This window comes from Paenactinomyces guangxiensis (genome assembly GCF_016055185.1).
Lineage (GTDB): Bacteria > Bacillota > Bacilli > Thermoactinomycetales > Thermoactinomycetaceae > Paenactinomyces > Paenactinomyces guangxiensis.
Genome location: NZ_JAECVR010000013.1, coordinates 37,696 through 55,510, shown reverse-complemented (window position 1 = coordinate 55,510; position 17,815 = coordinate 37,696). Strand labels below are relative to the sequence as shown.

The 17,815-nt window shown below is 47.9% G+C and carries 16 protein-coding genes and 1 pseudogene; 4 read left to right on the top strand and 13 right to left on the bottom strand.

Annotated features, from left to right (window positions below; genetic code table 11):
- Positions 1-72 precede the first annotated feature (72 nt).
- Positions 73-1,071: a zinc-dependent alcohol dehydrogenase family protein gene (locus tag I8U27_RS12850; protein ID WP_374057931.1), complete on the top strand. Its 999-nt coding sequence runs from the start codon at positions 73-75 to the stop codon at positions 1,069-1,071.
- A 207-nt stretch (positions 1,072-1,278) separates the two neighbouring features.
- On the top strand, positions 1,279-1,845 hold the full coding sequence (locus I8U27_RS12845) for a hypothetical protein (RefSeq protein ID WP_181752476.1): 567 nt from the start codon (positions 1,279-1,281) through the stop codon (positions 1,843-1,845).
- Positions 1,846-2,040: 195 nt separating this feature from the next.
- Here the strand turns inward: I8U27_RS12845 and kynA are convergent.
- A pseudogene (kynA, locus tag I8U27_RS12840) lies at positions 2,041-2,884 on the bottom strand (tryptophan 2,3-dioxygenase).
- 134 nt (positions 2,885-3,018) lie between these two features.
- On the opposite strand from kynA, the gene I8U27_RS12835 reads away from it, so the two are divergent.
- Both I8U27_RS12835 and I8U27_RS12830 read left to right on the top strand, forming a co-directional pair.
- The gene (locus I8U27_RS12835; RefSeq protein WP_181752475.1) at positions 3,019-3,984 is read left to right on the top strand and encodes a transient-receptor-potential channel family protein; all 966 of its coding nucleotides are present in this window, start codon (positions 3,019-3,021) and stop codon (positions 3,982-3,984) included.
- Between the two features lie 70 nt (positions 3,985-4,054).
- A complete protein-coding gene (locus I8U27_RS12830; protein ID WP_181752474.1) occupies positions 4,055-4,765 on the top strand; it encodes a metallophosphoesterase family protein in 711 nt (236 codons plus the stop codon).
- Positions 4,766-4,780: 15 nt separating this feature from the next.
- Here the strand turns inward: I8U27_RS12830 and I8U27_RS12825 are convergent, their stop codons facing one another.
- The 12 genes from I8U27_RS12825 to I8U27_RS12770 form a co-directional block, all read right to left on the bottom strand.
- Positions 4,781-4,942 carry a hypothetical protein gene (locus I8U27_RS12825; protein ID WP_181752473.1) on the bottom strand — a complete coding sequence of 54 codons (162 nt, stop codon included), beginning with the start codon at positions 4,940-4,942 and terminating at the stop codon, positions 4,781-4,783.
- Between the two features lie 205 nt (positions 4,943-5,147).
- Entirely contained in the window at positions 5,148-5,405 is a 258-nt protein-coding gene (locus I8U27_RS12820; RefSeq protein ID WP_181752472.1) for a response regulator, read from the bottom strand.
- Positions 5,406-5,667: 262 nt separating this feature from the next.
- Positions 5,668-6,408 carry a 3-oxoacyl-ACP reductase FabG gene (fabG, locus tag I8U27_RS12815; RefSeq protein ID WP_181752471.1) on the bottom strand — a complete coding sequence of 247 codons (741 nt, stop codon included), beginning with the start codon at positions 6,406-6,408 and terminating at the stop codon, positions 5,668-5,670.
- Positions 6,395-7,321: an intracellular short-chain-length polyhydroxyalkanoate depolymerase gene (gene phaZ / locus I8U27_RS12810; protein WP_181752470.1), complete on the bottom strand. Its 927-nt coding sequence runs from the start codon at positions 7,319-7,321 to the stop codon at positions 6,395-6,397. Before phaZ ends, fabG begins: the two co-directional genes overlap by 14 nt.
- A 7-nt stretch (positions 7,322-7,328) precedes the next feature.
- A complete protein-coding gene (locus I8U27_RS12805; protein WP_181752469.1) occupies positions 7,329-8,348 on the bottom strand; it encodes a 3-oxoacyl-ACP synthase in 1,020 nt (339 codons plus the stop codon).
- 13 nt (positions 8,349-8,361) lie between these two features.
- Complete coding sequence (locus tag I8U27_RS12800) at positions 8,362-9,369, bottom strand: branched-chain amino acid ABC transporter permease (RefSeq protein WP_181752468.1); 1,008 nt, start codon at positions 9,367-9,369, stop codon at positions 8,362-8,364.
- On the bottom strand, positions 9,366-10,235 hold the full coding sequence (locus I8U27_RS12795; RefSeq protein ID WP_181752467.1) for a branched-chain amino acid ABC transporter permease: 870 nt from the start codon (positions 10,233-10,235) through the stop codon (positions 9,366-9,368). The genes I8U27_RS12800 and I8U27_RS12795 overlap by 4 nt, the downstream gene beginning before the upstream one ends.
- Positions 10,236-10,259: 24 nt before the next feature.
- Positions 10,260-10,961 carry an ABC transporter ATP-binding protein gene (locus tag I8U27_RS12790; protein WP_181752466.1) on the bottom strand — a complete coding sequence of 234 codons (702 nt, stop codon included), beginning with the start codon at positions 10,959-10,961 and terminating at the stop codon, positions 10,260-10,262.
- On the bottom strand, positions 10,936-11,712 hold the full coding sequence (locus I8U27_RS12785) for an ABC transporter ATP-binding protein (protein WP_181752465.1): 777 nt from the start codon (positions 11,710-11,712) through the stop codon (positions 10,936-10,938). The genes I8U27_RS12790 and I8U27_RS12785 overlap by 26 nt, the downstream gene beginning before the upstream one ends.
- Positions 11,713-11,728: 16 nt before the next feature.
- Complete coding sequence (locus I8U27_RS12780) at positions 11,729-12,916, bottom strand: substrate-binding domain-containing protein (protein WP_181752582.1); 1,188 nt, start codon at positions 12,914-12,916, stop codon at positions 11,729-11,731.
- Between the two features lie 75 nt (positions 12,917-12,991).
- On the bottom strand, positions 12,992-16,213 hold the full coding sequence (locus I8U27_RS12775) for a BTAD domain-containing putative transcriptional regulator (RefSeq protein WP_181752464.1): 3,222 nt from the start codon (positions 16,211-16,213) through the stop codon (positions 12,992-12,994).
- Positions 16,206-17,693: an acyl-CoA synthetase gene (locus I8U27_RS12770; RefSeq protein ID WP_181752463.1), complete on the bottom strand. Its 1,488-nt coding sequence runs from the start codon at positions 17,691-17,693 to the stop codon at positions 16,206-16,208. Before I8U27_RS12770 ends, I8U27_RS12775 begins: the two co-directional genes overlap by 8 nt.
- Positions 17,694-17,815 lie beyond the last annotated feature (122 nt).

Sequence of the window (17,815 nt, the reverse complement as noted above, 5' to 3'; positions counted from 1 at the left end):
GCGCATGTGTAAAAACTGATAAACTATATAAATAGTCTATCTATTCCCTTCCATAGAAATGGAGTGAGATGTTTGCGCGTTCAAGCCATTAAACAATTTGGCGGTCCGGAAGTATTTGAAACAATGGAGATGGAGCGCCCCAAAGTTCAACCGGGGCATGTACTCATCCGCGTTGCCGCTACCAGTGTCAATCCCATTGACAACAAAATTCGCAGCGGATTTGTACCGGCACTCGCCCCTGCCTTTCCGGCCGTATTACACGGTGATGTGGCAGGTGTGATCGAGGAAGTAGGCGAGGGAGTTACTACTTTTCAGTCTGGTGATGAAGTGTATGCCTGTGCGGGTGGTGTCAAAGGATACGGCGGGGCGTTGGCTGACTATATGCTGGCAAATGCCGAACTGGTTGCCCATAAGCCAAAATCTCTTTCCTTTACGGAAGCAGCAGCGCTTCCTCTTGTCTGCATTACGGCATGGGAAGCCCTGATTGACCGGGCGCAAATCCTACCGGGGCAAAAAGTGTTGATTCACGGAGCCACGGGCGGTGTGGGACATGTCGCTATTCAGATCGCAAAAGAGAAAGGTGCACAAGTCTACACCACAGGATCTTCAAAGGAGAAGCTGAAGATTGCCCGGGAGCTTGGAGCAGATGTGGGCATTCATTATAAAGAATGTTCGGTGCAGCAGTATGTTGACAAATATACGGATGGCAAAGGGTTTGATATTGTTTTTGACACCGTTGGAGGCGACAATATTGACCGCTCGTTGGAGGCGGTGAAAGTAAAAGGGACAGTGGTTACGATCGCCGCCCGGTCCACCAATGATTTAACCCCCATGCACAACAAAGGATTAACATTGCATGCTGTTTTTATGATCTTGCCCCTCCTGACAGGAGAAGGTTTAGCTCATCACGGAAATGTGCTCAGGCAAATCTCGCAACTGGTAGATGAAGGAAAATTGCGCCCCCTCCTGGACGCAAACTCTTACCGTTTTTGCGAAGCAGCTCTGGCTCATAAACGCTTGGAGTCTGGTCAGGCGATTGGAAAAGTGACATTGATCAATGAGCATTTTTAACCAGGAGCTCCCCCCACTTCTCAGCAAACGCTTAAGTGGGGGGAGATTTACGTGTCAAAACTGAAAGTAAATATCCCCATATAACCTAATTTTCTATATAACGGAAGAGATTGAATCTTTCCCTTCATTATTCAAAAGATAATCTTGACATTGTTTAGATCATACGATTATGATAAAAACGTTTATTTTATGTTTGGGGGTATTATCTTGTATCAGTTCTTAGTATGGAAAAAATCGCTTATTGTAGTATCCATCTTTTCCCTGGTTGCCCTGACCGGTTGTAACCAGCTTCTCGATCAAATACAAAAAGAAGCGGGTAAAAATGAAGCAGATGCAAAAAGTTCCAATGAGGGCAGCGATGTAGAAGGAGCCCAGGCTGCCAACCAAACCTATAAGGAAATTCCTTTTACACCGATCAATTGGGTTATGGGCGCCCCGGACCGCCAACCACAGGGCGGAGTATGGATCTATACAAAAGAAGAGCATCCGGGGTCGCTTGATAACTCATCGCATGACTGGGAAAAAAAAGATATGCTGCTCGTCCAGATTAAGGAAAAGAAATATTACGGCTACAAGATGGAAATCACAGCCCTGCAAGTGATCAAGCCTGATGTGATCCGGATTGTGGTGAAGCTGAACAAAGGTACTACTTCCAGTTCGACAGAAGGAGAAGCAGCAAGGCGATATGCTGAGCTGGACAAAGGGGCCATCGACCCAAAAAAGATGAAATTTATCGTTGAAACAGAAACCGGAGAAAGGTTAAATCAAAACTAAGGAAAAAGAAAAAATCCGTCACCCCCTGATTGTGATCAGGAATGACGGATTTTTTTGCGGACTTGAACAGCAGCGAAAATAAGGGATTGATCTGAGATTCGGAAAATAATCGTATGATACATTAAAGTGTTTTACACCAATCACGGCAGGTCGGCAGGCCCACCCATCGGATGACAGCCTTGCGGGGAAAATGCGTTACAATTTTGTGCGCAGGCTCCATAGCTCCGGGAAGAAATGATGGTCCAGTACTTTTTTTAAATAAGGAACACCTGAAGAGCCACCGGTTCCGCGTTTGTATCCGATAATTCTTTCAACTGTTTTCATGTGGCGAAAACGCCATTGTTGCAGCCAGTCTTCGAGATCGACCAGTTTTTCTGCCAGTTCATAGAGATCCCAGTAGGTCTCAACATCCCGGTAAACAGCCAGCCATGCTGCCTCCACTTACGGATCAGGTTGATAAGCCTGACTCCAGTCACGCAGTAAAAGATCGGGAAGAATCAGAAAACCTGCCTTAGCCAGTGCCTGAATTGAGACATCATACAAACTTGGCTGGTTGAGCGCTTGCTTCAGCTGGTCATGCAACTTTTGATCTTTTTTATAAATTTCCAAAATATGAGAACTCTTGCTTCCCAGATAAAATTCGATCAATCGGTATTGATACGATTGAAATCCGGACGCCTGTCCAAGTTTGCCGCGAAACTGCATATACTCCGCCGGTGTCAACGTGGACAGGACATCCCAGGCCGAAATGATCTGCGATTGAATTTTGGAAACACGGGCCAGCATCTTAAAGGCGCCAGATAGATCACCTTTTTTAATATTGGCAATAGCAGCCTTCAATTCATGCAAAATCAGCTTCATCCATAACTCACTCGTTTGATGAATAATGATAAACAACATCTCATCATGGTGATCAGACAAGCTGGATAACAGCTGGTCGGTCCAGTTGCAGATATTCCCCGTACGTCATCCGGCTTTGAAAATCAGTATAAATCTCACTCTCCGGTGCAAGATTCTTTGTACTCTTCCTTTCGGACATGTCTCTGGCCCTCCTTATCCTAATATCTCTTCCTGAAAGATTCTCACCCCTGCAAACAAGAGCCGAGGTCCGATGATTGATGACAGTTGAAAAGAATGTATAATATTTATTGAATTAGAAAAAGGAGTACAGCTATGCTCACTTATTTATTGGTCATCGTCTATCTGGCTGCAGTGCTTATTTTGACCATCATACAATGGAATCGTAAAAGTAAGGATCAATGGAATTGGAGTAAAAGTTTGTTTCTGTTTTTTGAGGAGTTTGTAAAGTCACTTGGCAAAGTGGCATTTTTTATCTGCTATTTTCCTCTTTATATTCTTTATAAATGCTTTGGCTGGCTCGCTCAACAAATCAGTCATTTTGTGAGTTGGCTATGGAAACAAGTAATCGTTCCTGTTCTCTCCCGGATTTGGGAATATCTCATTGCGTTACCCATCCGCTTTATATACATTTACTTATTGGACCTGCCGCTTCGCTGGCTCTGGAAACGGGTGATTGTACCCGTTACTTTGTGGATCTGGAAAACCATTTTACGGCCGGTGCTGCGCTTTATCTTTGTCTATTTGATCTATATTCCCTTTTCCTGGCTGTGGAACCGGGTTCTTGTACCAGTAACTGTATGGATCTGCAAATATCTCATTTATCATCCGATTCGTTTTGTCTTGTTCTATCTCATCTATATTCCGCTTCGCTGGCTCTGGAAATATATCATTCTCCCTGTGGCTCACTTCTGTACCTGGGTATGGAAAAATCTGATTCTACTTCTCCTGGTCTGGGTATGGAATCATATCATCGTTCCGATCTCTGTCCGGATATACCGACTTGTGCTCCTAGTTGCGGCAAAATGGGCAAAAAACGTGTTTCTTTTTATCATAAACATGTTCATGTGGGTTTGGAAGGAGGCCATATTCCCGATGGTGCGCTGGGCTGGCCTCTATCTGATCAAACATCCTGCTCATTGGGTCTGGGTCCACCTGATTCAAACTCCCGCTGCACGGGTCATCCGCCAGGTGATTAAGCCATCCGTCCATTGGATCATTCAACTGTTTGCTGATCAGAGAAAATCCGGTCATAAAGGAAAAAGAGATCTGGATCGCTAAGGGTTCTCTGTAAATATATCCGTAAAACCAATCACCTCGGCCACCATTTACGACCAGGAGGGATTCAAATATGCCAAAGCGGGTCGCTGCTTTATATGATATTCACGGTAATTTTCTTGCACTGGAAGCGGTACTTGCCGATATGAAAAAATTTGCTCCGGATGAGATTGTGATCGGGGGGGATCTGGCATGGGGGCCGGAACCCGTTGCTGTGATGGAGCGGCTGATGAGCCTTACAGGTAAGATTCATTTTATCAGGGGGAACGCCGATCGGGAAGTTGCCGGGCGATACGGAGTTGGACAGGGACTGGAACCCTGGGTGGCTGATATCAATCTCTGGTGTGCCGGCCAGCTGTCTGCATCCCATATGGATTTTCTGGGCCGCTTGCCGGAACAAAAAGTGCTCAATATGGACGGATTAGGAAATGTATTATTTGTTCATGGATCTCCCCGCAGTGATGAAGAATCCATTCGTGCGGACACACCGGAAGTTGAGATTATGCCGATGGTAAAGGATGTTTCACCAAACATGATTGTCTGTGGGCATACCCATATTCAGTTTGACCGGACGGTTGCCGGCAAACGAATCCTAAATCCGGGCAGTGTCGGATTGCCCAGCGGTACAAAAGGAGCATGCTGGGCTCTGATCGGCCCTGACATAGAACTGCGTGTCACAGAGTACGACTGTGTGGCGGCAGCTGAACGAATTCGGAGATCAGGAGTACCCATGGCAGAAGACTTTGCTGCTCACATCCTGCACCCGCCCGCTGAAGGGCCATAACCTTTCACTGTCTCCTCAATTCCGGTTGCGGCGCTGCTTTAATCTTCTCCGGATAAAGAAGACAAATAAGAGTGCCAACAACCAAATCAACAGGATAAACCCTATTTTTAACAGTTTGGCGATCACAATAACCAAAAAGAAGATAAGAATGACCGGGATGGATATATATTTGTCCATTCACTTTTCCTCGCCAATGATCGTTCTTATGTGTCATTATAAAAGTGTGGAATTGTTCCTTGTCAAGGCTTCCGCACGGAAACCACAATTCAAAAATATCTGTCATTCCCCGGGCAATATTAAAAAGCCCGGGGTCCTCAATTTTTTCAAATATATATCCTTTGGAAACCAACAACAAGAGCCCCAAAACCAGGGCTCTTGTTGCTTAAGCCAACCACTCGCGCCGCGAAAAAGATCTTCGGCAGGTAAACTTGCGCATCTCCTGGCAAACATCAAATCCATTCATGTCCGGCAACATAACATCAAGCAAAATCAAATCAAACAACTCCTGTTTGACAAGCCTGATCGCTTCTGCACCGGTAGTCGCGCACTCAATCTGTTCATAGCCTTCTCTTATCAGAAATGTTTTGATCATTTCTAAAAGGCCCGCTTCATCATCCACGAGAAGAATTTTCTCTTTCATATTTCCTCCCCCTTCTCCTCATCATCTCTGGCCGGAGGGAAATAAGAAAGCTCGTTGGTCTTTGCCGCTACCAACGAGCCGGGAGTGAACTGCATTGCCATCGAAATGGCGAGCTTCTCGCTCGCAATTCATAAAGTGAGTTTGGAAAACAGTATAACAAAACCATTTTCATCTATCCATAAGGAATCAGCGAATTGGAAGATGACCTTTTCACTCAAAGGAACTGTTCTCCAGTCACCTCTTTTTGACAAGGTTTCTCTTTTTACATAATTATACCGCCATCCACATGCAATACGGTTCCATTAATATAATCGGCTTCATCGGAAGCCAGAAATAGATACGCGTGGGCGATATCGGAAGGTTTGCCCAACCGTCCGACGGGGATTTGTTTTTGAACCTGCTCCAGCACAGTTTGTGGAACGGTTTCTACCATTCTTGTTTGAACAAAGCCGGGAGCAATGGCATTTACCCGGAGCCCGTGACGGGCTAGCTCTTTCGCCCAGGATTTTGTCATCCCTACCACACCTGCTTTTGTCGCTGCGTAGTTGGTCTGCCCTATATTTCCATAGACACCGGATACCGAAGAAGCACTGATGATTCTGCCCCGGCCCTGTTTGATCATATGAGGTACAACGGCCTGGGTGCAGAAGAAGACACCGTTCAAATTCACTTCAATCACCCTCCGCCACTGCTCCTCTGTCAATGTAACCAGCATGCCGTCATGGGTAATCCCGGCATTGTTGATAAGGATATCGATCTTTTGAAAATGTTCCACAGTTGCTTCGACCATTTTCTGAACACTTTCACGGCTGGATACATCAACCTGATGGAAAGCGGCTTCTGCTCCCTTCTCTCTTAACTGGGCGCAAATTTCTTGTCCTGCGGCAGTGTCATAGTCGGCAATCATTAATTGGGCACCTTCTCTGGCAAATGTAAACGCCGTCTCTCTTCCAATTCCATTGGCTCCCCCTGTAATGATCGCAACCCGATTACCTAATCTCATCGTTGGAATTCCCTCCGGACTCTGTGTTTAAAAAGCGGGTAACCTGTTGAATCAGCTGACTGCAATCATCAATGAGAGGAGAGTGGCCGCAATTTTTCAGATAAACCAATTGGGCATGAGTGCCGATATCCTGAATGATTTCCTGCACCATCTGTTCAGTTACAATCCGGTCATTCTCTCCCCACAACACCAGCGTCGGCACTTGAATACGGCGTGCCGCACCGGAACCCGGCTCTAAACCATTATTTTCAGAGCTGATATTAAATGTGTTTAACGCATGATACACATCTGCCAGATTGCGCTGGGTACACATATCTTCCAGATATGCTTCATATCGTTCGTCTGACGGTTGGCGCCGGGTATAGATCAATGAATTCCACATCATCCGCAGAAAATCCTTATTCTTTTCAGCATAAGCCTGTAAAACCGGGATCGTTTTGCCCGGATCGTTGACGATTTCTGCCTTTGTTTTCAGGCGATCAACCGGCTTGCCCTGCGCGTCCAGACGATAAAACGGGTAACCCCTGGTTGAAGCCGGTGCCAGCAAAATCAATTTCCGGACAGATCCGGGATGGTCTGCGGCAAATTGCATGGCCACCGCTCCTCCCATCGACCATCCCATCAGGTAAAAGGATGGCAAGTCCAGGGCATTGACAACCAGTTTCAGATCATCGGCAAAGTCCTTCATGGAATCAATCGGACGATGGTAAGTGGACAAACCAAACCCCCGCAAATCAACAGCTATAATATGATACTTCTCATCCATTTGTTCCAACAGGACATCCCAGTGCCTGGATGAGGTCATATTCCCGTGAATAAGCAACAAAGTCTCATTTCCGCCTTCACGCTCCCGATACCCCAGTGTCTCGCCATTGCCCAGCCCGACCGTTTTTAAATGGATTCTATGTTCCATCCCCCTGTCACCCCCAGCGAATCGTTGTGGCCCCCCAGGCATATCCGATTCCCGCACTTACCAGGACCACAATGTCTCCTGCTTTAATTTTTCCTTTCCGCAACCCCAGTTCCAGGGACAGAATTTGATCGATTTGGCCCATATGCCCATAATGGTCCAGATACACGGTTTGTTCTCTGGATAACCCCAGTTCATGCAAAATGGCATCGTGCGCAGAGCGCTTCATATGCAAAATTCCCAGGTAATCGATGTCCCTTTCGGATAGGCCGCTTTTCTGCAATGATTGGCGTATGACCTGAAAAAAATTGTGCAAAGATTTTTTCTCTAATCGCTCTTTCATTCCCTGCGGATCACAGACATCCAGGCTATGCAACCCCTTCCGCACTGTTTCTGCGGAAGCAGGCAGTTTGGTCCCCCCGGCAGGTACAATCACATCTTCAGAAAAAGAACCATCAGTAATAATGTGGGAAGCAAGCACTTCGTTCCGGTTCCAGCCTTTCCGCAAGAGAACGGCTCCCCCTCCGGCAGACAGATTAAAGAGAAATCGGGTGCGCGGGTTTTGATAATTGACCAGGTCCACATTGCGGTATCCCCCGGCTAAAAGTACCGTATGAAGTGAATGATCCGCCAGCATCAGACTCTTTGCCAGCTTGAACCCTAACACGGCAGTTCCACAGCGAAGTGCTGTATCAAATGCCCAGGCATTAACGGCTCCTACTCCTTGTTGCAGCTTAATTCCCGCCGTCCAAACAGGATATTCTTTATACTCTTCGCCAATGTAGATCACGAGATCAATCTCTGCCGGATCAACCCCGGCCCTTTCAATTGCCTGTTTTGCCGCTCGCACTCCCATCTCGCAGGGATGGTCTCCTTCCCCGGGGATCGGCTTCTCCACAATGCCCATTTTTTTCTCGACTACGTCCAGTGGCAATCCGGCAGCCTGTGCGATTTCCCGACCAGTCATCCTTTTTTCCGGAAGGTATAAACCGGTGCTGATGAGGCCGATGCTCTGTTGATCTTTTTTCATGCTTTTCGCCCTCTCATTTCCTCAGCTCAGCGGCAGGTGATTGTTTGCCTTTTCTTTGCCACTTTTCATTTCCCAGCCTCCGATTGACAGAACCAACGATTCCCTTGGGAAAAAATATGACCGCAAGGATATAGATCAATCCGAACAGAATGATCCACCGTTCAAACAACCAGTGGACATCCGCAAGGTCAGCCAGAACATCATGGGCAAGCTCAATGATCCCCGCCCCAATCACCGCGCCGTATAAAGTGCCGACTCCACCGATAATCGTCATGAGCAAAACATCCAGTGTTACATCCACCGCAAAAACCGCCGTATTGACAAAACGTAAACTGAGTGCGTACATCATGCCGCTGAGACCCGCAATTACTCCGGCAATCATGCTGGCCGCCACTTTATAGTGCATCACCTGATAACCCAGCGACTTCGCTCGCCGCTCATTTTCACGGATCGACTGCAACACCTTGCCCATCGGCGATTGTGTAAATCTTCTCAAGAGAAGGAATATAATGACCATAAACAGGAGAGAAATCAAATAGAACGATTCCCGATTCATCAGCTCTTCCGGAATGCGAAAAGTAAAACCGTCATTCCCTTTGGTCAAACTGCGCCATTTCTCTGCCCCCACTTGAAATAAACCGGCAAAAGCCAGCGTGAGCATCGCGTAATAGTGGCTCTTTAAGCGGAGAGATAAAATGCCGACCACATAACTCAAAACCATACACAGGATAAGGGTCGTCAACATTGCGAAGACAAGCGCCTCCAGGGTGGCATCCGTTCGAACAAGCCATATTCCCGTGCTGTATGCCCCAATCCCAAAGAACATCGCATGCCCGAAGGAGATGATTCCCGTATATCCCAATAGCAGATCGTAACTCATGGCAAAAACGGCAAATATAAATATTTGCGTCATCAAAATCAGGGAACTGCGGGAATCATTGATCCAGGGAAAGAGGACAAGAAAAAGCCCTGTGATCAACAGTAAACCAGCCTTGATCTGATCCCGTCTGCTCTTGATCATCCCTTCACCTCTTTCACTCCAAATATTCCTTCCGGCTTCAACAATAATACGAGCAGCATAAAGATCATATTGACTGCCAGCGCAAAATCAGGAAAATAATAGCTGATCCATCCATTGGCCAGTCCGACGAAGATGGCGGCAACCGCCGATCCTGTGATACTTCCCATGCCGCCGATGATCACCACAATAAATGCCAGAATGGCATACTCCATCCCCATTTCCGCATAAATCACACCTGAGTAAGGCCCCATCAACACTCCGCCGAGTGCTGCCAGAGCCGATCCAAACATAAACACACACATAAACACAAGGCGAATATGAATCCCAAGAGCCTGAACCATTTCCGGGTTGGCCACGCCAGCCCGCACGATCAGTCCCCATTTGGTCCGTTTCAGGAGAAACTGTGATCCGGCGAGTACCAATAATCCCACTAAAATGATAAATAAACGGTACTTAATGAGAATCACGCCGTCCAGGTTCCAGCTCCCTTCCAGCCATGCGGGGGCTTTTGCGCTGATCTGGTTAGGACCCCATACCACTTTGATCATTTCACTCAGGACCAGCATCGCCCCGAGGGTGATCAAAATTTGTTGCATATGGTTTCCGTATACCGGCCGTACAATCCAGCGCTCCATCAGCCAGCCCAAAGCCAATCCGATGGTGATGGCAGCGACAATCCCCATCACAAAACTGCCTGTTTGTCCATAGGCCCAGATTCCGGTAAAGGCACCCCAGACAAACAAACCTCCATGTGCAAAATTAAGAACGTCCATCAAGCCAAAAATAAGGGTCAGGCCAGCCGCAAGCAAAAAAATAAGCATCCCTGTCGCCAGCCCGTTGACTGTCAAGTTGATGAGAACTTCCACACGCCGTCCTCCCTTCTGCCTGTACTATGCGATCCCCAAATATTTCCGTTTCAGTTGCTCGTCATTATTCAACTCTTCCATCCTGCCGCTCGCCACATTTTGTCCATCGTCCAGAATCGTAAATCGATCCCCTACCGCACTGGCCATGTGGAAGTTTTGTTCTACCAGCACGATCGTGGTACGATGTTTAATCTTTTCCAGTGATTCGGCTACTTTATCCACAAACACAGGTGACAGCCCCTTGCTCGGTTCATCAATTAAAAGCAGGGAAAGATCCTGAACCAGAGCACGGGCTATCGCCAACATTTGCTTTTGCCCGCCACTCAGGTTCCCTCCTTTTCGGTCCCAGAACATTTTGAGATCGGGAAAGAGTTCCAGCATCCACTCCAAACGTTCCTGTGCCCCTTGATCCTTTCTGCTCATCGCCACCTTAAAGTTTTCCGCTACGGTCAGATCGCCAAAAATCCCCTGGTCTTCCGGAACATAGCCAATTCCTTTACGGGCAATCTGATAGGGAGGCCGTGTCTGAATTTCTTCTCCGCGATAGATCACGCGCCCTTTCGCAGGTGGTGTCATCCCCATGATTGAACGTAAGGTAGTCGTCTTGCCAGCCCCGTTTCTCCCGAGCAGAACCGAGATTTCCCCCTCTGGAACGCCGAGCGTAACCCCCTGCAAGATGTGGTGCTGGCCGATAAATGTTTCAATCTGTTCCAATTCGAGAATCATGCCGGTTTCCTCCCAGGTATGCAGACTGGACAAGCTCATTTTGCAAAATCTCTTCGGGGGTACCGTCTGCCAGCATCTTTCCGTTCATTAACACAATCACTCGGTCAGATAAATCGAGAACCATGTCCATCTTGTGTTCAATCAGAATGATCGTTCTTTCCTGTTCCTCTTTCAAACGGCGAATCAAGTCGAGAATCACCGGAACTTCCTCCATCGACATCCCCGCAGTCGGCTCGTCCAGAAGCAGAATATCGGTTTCCAACGCCAGTAGCATGGCAATCTCCAGTTTCCGCTTCTCGCCATGGGTTAAGTACCTGGCTAAAAAATCCTGTTTCTGATCGAGAAACACTTTTTTCAGCCAGTAAACCGCTTTTTCTTCCAGTTGCCTGTACTTCCGCCCATAAAAAAACATCCGGTAGTAAACCTTTTCCCGGGCCTGGACAGCTAAGCGCACATTTTCCAAAACAGTTAGTTCAGGAAATACATCGGTAATTTGAAAGGAACGTCCAATTCCCATCCGGGTACGCTTATAAGAGGACAGACCGGTTACATCCATTCCCTTAAAGAAAATCTTCCCCCGGGTTGGTTTGATTTGCCCGCTGAGAAGGTTGAAAAAGGTGGTTTTTCCCGCCCCGTTCGGTCCGATCACCGAAGTGAACCGCCTCTCAGGAAAAGTTGCATTCACGCCATTGACCGCGAGATGACCGCCAAATTGGATGGACAAGTCTTTGGTACTGAGAATAGGCTCCATACTCTCATCCTTTCGATCACTTTTTGTTGAGAACGGGCGGTGCGGTTTCCTCGGGGGTCAGCTCACGAATCAGGACAGGATTGGGATATTCTGTCCCCTTCTCAAGCTTAATGGCGTAGAGAGTTTGTAACGCTTGATGATCCTCTTTGCGGAACATCATCGTACCCTTAGGTGTTTCAAAGGACATCCCTTCCATCACCGGAATAAGCGCATCCGCACTTGCATCCCCCTCTGTTTTTTTCAATGCCTCTACGGCTGCGATCGCCGCTGACATGCCACCGGGAGTAAACAGGTCGGGAACTTGACCGTTAAATCGCTTCTTATGTTCAGAGATCAGCCAGTCATTTACTTTGTTCTTGGGCAGAGTATGGAAATATACTGTAAATCCTTCCATTCCGACGAGCCCCGCCATCGTTTTTAATGCGGGAAGGTCAGGGACACCCGTAGATATTTTAATTCCGCGTTCTTGTAATTTCATCTCGGCAATCTGATTCCAGGGAGTATTTGCCCCTGCCCAGACGACAAACAGATAATCGGGCTTCGCATTGATAATCTTCTGCAAATGCGAGGTAAAATCGGTTGCCTTGGGATCGGCGTATTCCTGGTGTATCACCCGGCCCCCCAATTTTTCCGCTGCCTGTTTAAAAGCTTTTACTCCATCCCGCCCAAACGCATAGTCCGGGGCCAGGGTTGCAATTTTCACTCCCGGTTTGGCAATAGCCGCCGCTCCGGCAATCGCATCCTGGTAAGAGTTGCGGGCCGTGCGAAAGATATACCGATTCCATTCAGCTCCGGTAATGCTGTCCGCCACTGCCGGTTCCACAATCATTACTTTTTGGTACTCTTCCGCCAAAGGCAACACAGCCAATGTATCTGCCGAACTGCTTGAGCCAACCAGGATATCTACTTGATCTTCTTCCAAAAGTTTTGTCGCCTTTTTAATGGCCACCTCCGCTTTTGTCTCCGTATCTTCTATAATCACTTCGACTTTGCGGCCATGTACCTCTCTTGTCCCTTGAGTGGCGTAATCCAGACCTAATTGAAATCCATTCACCGTCTGTTTTCCATACGATTCCAGGGACCCCGTCATAGAGGCTAATACCCCGATCTTAATCGGATCTCCGGCACTATTTCCTTTATCGCCCGAACAGGCAGGCACGAGGATGACGGCAAAAGCTGAAAGAATCAGAAGAAAAGTTCGCATCCACCCTTGCTTCACGTTTGAAATCCCCCTTCCCTCATGTTCAGCCTATTTTAATCTGAAAGGGTTACAGAATAGTTACACAATCATGTTTCCTTGCATCATTTGCAGAAAAAGTTCTTCTGTTTTTGGCATGGGCGCAACCCCGAGCTCTTTCTGCAGCATATCGCGGCACTTCTGATACTGCTTGATTGCCTGGGGCCGGTTGTTTTTCTGATAAAAACAGTACATCAGCAACCGGTATGCCTCTTCCCAGCAAGCATCCTCCTGTAAAATTCGCTCACACCAGTGAATCGCGGAATCAATCTCTTTTTGCTCTACCTGAATTTGTGCCAGCTGCTCCGCTCCCCGGATAAATAGAGATTGCAGCCGTTCTCTTTCCTCAAAACACCAATCTTCATATCTTCGCTCGGGCAGATAACTTCCCCGGTATAACTCTAACCCGCTCTGCAGTTTGGTGATATCCTTCTCTTTGAGCCCATCCTGGATGAGGCGTTCAAACTCCACCGCATCCATCTCAAATCCTGATGTCAGATTAAATCCATACAGGGAGCCTTGCCGCTGTATGAAAAAAGAGGCAGATCGGGCCGAACGCTTCGGTTCTAAAGCATTGTTCAACGCATTGAGGGCTACTTTGAAATCGCGCGCAGCGGATTTAGGATCCGCGTCCGACCATAACAGAGTACAGATCTCTTCTTTGGTCAGCATCGATTGCCTTCTTGTTAAAAGCAATTGAAACAGTTCTTTCGCCTTTCCCCTTTGCCAGTCTTTCATTCCTACTTCATCGTCGCCCAACCAGACGCGAAAATCTCCCAGTGTCTGAATTCGCAACGTATAGCCAGGATGGGACGAAACGTTGTGAAATCCCATCTCCGACAATAAGAAAGAAACATAATGATCTTCGATTCCCTTCGTTTGGGCAAACAGAAGAAGCTGAGCCCACTTCTGGATATCCCGGGGACCAAACAGGGTGCGCTTTTGTACGAGGTATTCATACCCCCCTGTTTGCATCATCTTGATCAGTTGTTCCATACTCTTCAAAAAAGTGGATTCATCCTCCGTCTCAAATGCCGTTAAAGCTTGCCATAACAGAGTGACTGTCATAAAATAACGGTCCCCACAGCGGACAAAACCCTCGTGGCATTCGGAAAAGAAACGTGCTGCTTCCCGCCATTGTTCACCATAATAAGCCGCAATCCCCAGTCCGAGCCGAATCATCGTTGACAACCACCGGTCTTTGACACTTTCTGTTTCCGTCAGCGCCTGCTGTCCATAAAAAGCAGCCAGATCAACAGCACCTTCACGTCCGTACAAAAGCGACAACCCCATCAATGGTTCAGCCTTTCCCCGCCCCAACCGCAAATCTTCCATCAATTCCAGCGCCGTCTGGTAACATTCCGCGGCCAGTCTGCGCTCATAGTTGGAGATCAGTTGCACCGCATGCCCCATGCGCATCCATCCACACGCCTCCACAAAGGGAACCTGGCATCCGACTCCCTGCATAATCCCGGCTTCCGCCAATTTTTTCGCCTGATCAGGTTCCCCCATCAAGCAGTCGACCAAAGACAACAACAAATTGGTTTCACGATGCGAGCGGGGCAACAATTGGGATCTTTCCGAATATTCTTCGCGTTTCTTTTTCTCCAGAATCTGTTTGGCCCGCTGTAACCGGCCGGTCCGCAACAGAAGGCGCACCTCCAGTTCCTTTTCAATATATTTGGAATTGATTTCCCGTCTTTGCTCCAGCCAGCGGTCCGCATCCTCGACCCGGCCAATGTTAACAAAATTTTCCGCAATTAAACTTTGCAAACGTTCCTTATCTTCTTCATAGGGCTCCAAACCATCCAACAATTGGATGGCACACTGCAGAAAATATTCCGCTTTACCCGGTTGGATGGTATCCAGGTATATTCGTGCCTGTCCTTCTAATCCCAAACTTTGGCCAAGCGGGTCATCCTTTTGCCGGGCAAGTCGTTCGGCCCTCCGGTAACAGACGATCGCCCTGTCATAGTGACAGCGGTAACGATTCATTTCTCCCTCATAAATCCATAGTTTGTAATAGCGGTCTTTCCATTCATCCGGCAATCGCTTCAGTTCTTTTTCCAACTTTTCCAGCTGCCCTTGTTCCAGCCATTGGCGCCCTCCCCCAACAAGAGCCTCTGCCAGCATTTCATTATCCCCGTCTTCTTGCAATCGTTGAATTGCCTGCTCATAAGCTCCGGTGCGGCAATCATGCTTAACCAGCAACCGTTGCATGCGGATGAACTCCTCGGCTCTCTGTCTTAATTGGCCTTTTACAAACTGCCGGAACAAAGGATGAAACTCCTCTTTCTCCCCCTGTTTCCGAAGCAGAAAAAGGTTTCTCCGCTCGATCTCGAGCCACCACCCCGGTTCAGGATCTGCTCCAAAAACCTCTCTGTATAGCTGTTTTGAAAAAGTCCCCAGCATACATATTTCTTCCAGCAACCGCTGAACTCGCAAAGGTAGCTTGTTCCATACTTCCACCCTCAGATAAGCAAACAAATCCTGAATGAAGGGAGAATGGCTGTCCAAAAGGGGGTTAAGCCCCCTTTGTTGTGAAACTGCCTCAGCCATCAGGCGAACGGCGACGGGCCAGCCGAGCGTGGCACGGCAAATCGTTTGCAGATCGTGTTGCGAAGGTTCGGTTTGACAATAGTCTGTGAAATAAACATGAATCTCTTCTTCTGACCAGGAAAGATCTCTTTGTGTGATCTCAACCAGTCTTCCTTTTACTTTCATTGTTACGAGTTCATCCCATCCGGGAATATCCCGGGTGATGATTACCAGATGAAATCCCGAGGGCATGGTCTGCAAGAAACGCTCCATCCAGCTTTGAATGAGCGAGGAATGCGGGGCGAGGTGATAATCGTCAAGGATTAATAACACCTCTTGGTGCAGATCAGCAAGATGATTCACCCACATCTCATAAAAGAGTTCCAGTTGCGTTTGATCATCGGGAGCACAGCATTCCAGGTATTGCAATAACTCGTCACCAAACGAAGGAAAACGTCTGCGCAATGAACAGACAAGATAACGGCAAAAGCGGGTCCATTCCACATCTTCCTCTGTCAGGCGATACCAGCATGCTTCTATCTGTTCATCCTGCAAAAAAGAAGCGACAGCCGTCGTCTTCCCATAACCGGTGGGTGCATGAACCAGGAGTACAGGATGACTGATCCCGCTCTTCAGATTTTTCACCAGCGAGGCACGCCGCAGAACGCGGGAATTGATGACAGGGCAAACGATTTTGGTAAAGATAACTCCCGCACTCTTAACCATACTTTTGCACGATTCCTTTCTTATCAATTTTGCCTACCGGCGTCTTCGGCAGTTCATCCGCCAGATAGATTTTCTTGGGGACTTTATATCGTCCCAGGCGGGTGGCACAGTATGCCTGTAATTGTGCCGGTGTCAGCGTTTTCCCGGCACAGGCCACCACAACGGCGGCGACCACTTCTCCCCAATGGTCATCCGGCAACCCTACTACACTAACTTCACTCACATCGGGATGGTCTCCCAACACTTGCTCTACTTCCAGAGGATATACATTTTCTCCGCCAGTGACGATCATATCTTTTTTTCTCCCTACAATATAATAATAACCGTCAAGATCCCGTTTGCCCAAGTCTCCGGTGCGGAACCAGCCATCCACCCAGGCATCCCCGGTCGCCTCCGGGTTATTCCAGTAATATGCAAACAAATGACCGCCCCGAATCCAGATTTCCCCCACCTCTCCGGTTTGATTGACGATTTGGCCTTCCGAGACCAGCTGAATCTGGTTAAAAAACATCGGTACCCCCACCGAACCCCTCTTGGTTGCGGCGGTTTCAGGGTCAATCTGAAAATTATTGGGGCCTGCTTCGGTCAGGCCATACCCTTCCTTAAAAGGAATCCCTTTTTGCGCAAACGCTTGATAAACAGAAAGCGGACACGGAGCTCCCCCGGAGAGAAAGACCCGCATCGCCGGAAAGCGGGAGGCAGTAAAATGCGAGGATTGAACCATAAGATGATACATGGTCGGCACCATTAAAGCAATCGTACACCGCTCCTTCTCGATCACGTCGATTGCCTTTTCAACCTCAAACTTTCCGCCAATCACTATCGTTCCTCCAATGTATAAAAGCGGGAGCGAAAGCGCATTTAATCCGCCGGAATGGAACATAGGCAGATAAACCGGAGTCGTATCTTCGGCTGTGAGGCCCCAGCTGAGTTGCGTATTCATCGCATTCCAGAAAGCCGCCTTATGAGTGATCACAACCCCTTTGGGTTTGCCTGTCGTTCCCCCGGTATAGAGGATCATCCACGGATCTGTCATCTTTTGTTTTACCGGTATTTGAACGGTTTTTGGTTGTGTTTGTGTATATTCCAGTTCCAGTTCATCCAGACTGCTTCGAAAAGAAATGGGGAGACATTTCACCTCTTTTTTAAATTGAGAATGGTAGAGGATCGACTTCGGTGTACAATCCAGCACAATCTCCTTCAGTTCCGGTAAGGAAAGGCGCCAGTTGAGCGGAACAAAAATAGCCCCGGTCTTGGCACAGGCAAACAACAGATCAAAGTAAGCAACATGGTTGGGAGAAAGAATCGCAACACGATCTCCAAATCGAACCCCTTGTGCATCCAAAGCAGAAGCCAACCGAATCGCCCGGTGGTTTAACTGGCCATAGCTCCATCGCTTCCCCGTCTGGGCATCAACGATGGCGATACGATCCGGCGTTAAACGGGCTCTGCTCTCCAACCAATCTACCACCCAACTCATCTTTCATCTCTCCCAGTAAAGATCTTCGTCTTTTTCATTCAACATAAAAGGAAGAGGTTGCAAACAGGTTACAATCCCCGATTGGCTGCAACTTGTCTGTAACTGTTTTGTTTCCAATCCCT

Bases quoted from the DNA above. Each gene is read 5' to 3' on its own strand.
- I8U27_RS12775 (WP_181752464.1), bottom strand. From the start codon at position 16,213: ATGGTTAAGAGTGCGGGAGTTATCTTTACCAAAATCGTTTGCCCTGTC.
- I8U27_RS12820 (WP_181752472.1), bottom strand. From the start codon at position 5,405: ATGAAAGAGAAAATTCTTCTCGTGGATGATGAAGCGGGCCTTTTAGAA.
- I8U27_RS12835 (WP_181752475.1), top strand. From the start codon at position 3,019: ATGCTCACTTATTTATTGGTCATCGTCTATCTGGCTGCAGTGCTTATT.
- phaZ (WP_181752470.1), bottom strand. From the start codon at position 7,321: ATGGAACATAGAATCCATTTAAAAACGGTCGGGCTGGGCAATGGCGAG.
- I8U27_RS12785 (WP_181752465.1), bottom strand. From the start codon at position 11,712: ATGGAGCCTATTCTCAGTACCAAAGACTTGTCCATCCAATTTGGCGGT.
- I8U27_RS12790 (WP_181752466.1), bottom strand. From the start codon at position 10,961: ATGATTCTCGAATTGGAACAGATTGAAACATTTATCGGCCAGCACCAC.
- I8U27_RS12780 (WP_181752582.1), bottom strand. From the start codon at position 12,916: ATGCGAACTTTTCTTCTGATTCTTTCAGCTTTTGCCGTCATCCTCGTG.
- I8U27_RS12805 (WP_181752469.1), bottom strand. From the start codon at position 8,348: ATGAAAAAAGATCAACAGAGCATCGGCCTCATCAGCACCGGTTTATAC.
- fabG (WP_181752471.1), bottom strand. From the start codon at position 6,408: ATGAGATTAGGTAATCGGGTTGCGATCATTACAGGGGGAGCCAATGGA.
- I8U27_RS12770 (WP_181752463.1), bottom strand. From the start codon at position 17,693: ATGAGTTGGGTGGTAGATTGGTTGGAGAGCAGAGCCCGTTTAACGCCG.
- I8U27_RS12800 (WP_181752468.1), bottom strand. From the start codon at position 9,369: ATGATCAAGAGCAGACGGGATCAGATCAAGGCTGGTTTACTGTTGATC.
- I8U27_RS12830 (WP_181752474.1), top strand. From the start codon at position 4,055: ATGCCAAAGCGGGTCGCTGCTTTATATGATATTCACGGTAATTTTCTT.
- I8U27_RS12825 (WP_181752473.1), bottom strand. From the start codon at position 4,942: ATGGACAAATATATATCCATCCCGGTCATTCTTATCTTCTTTTTGGTT.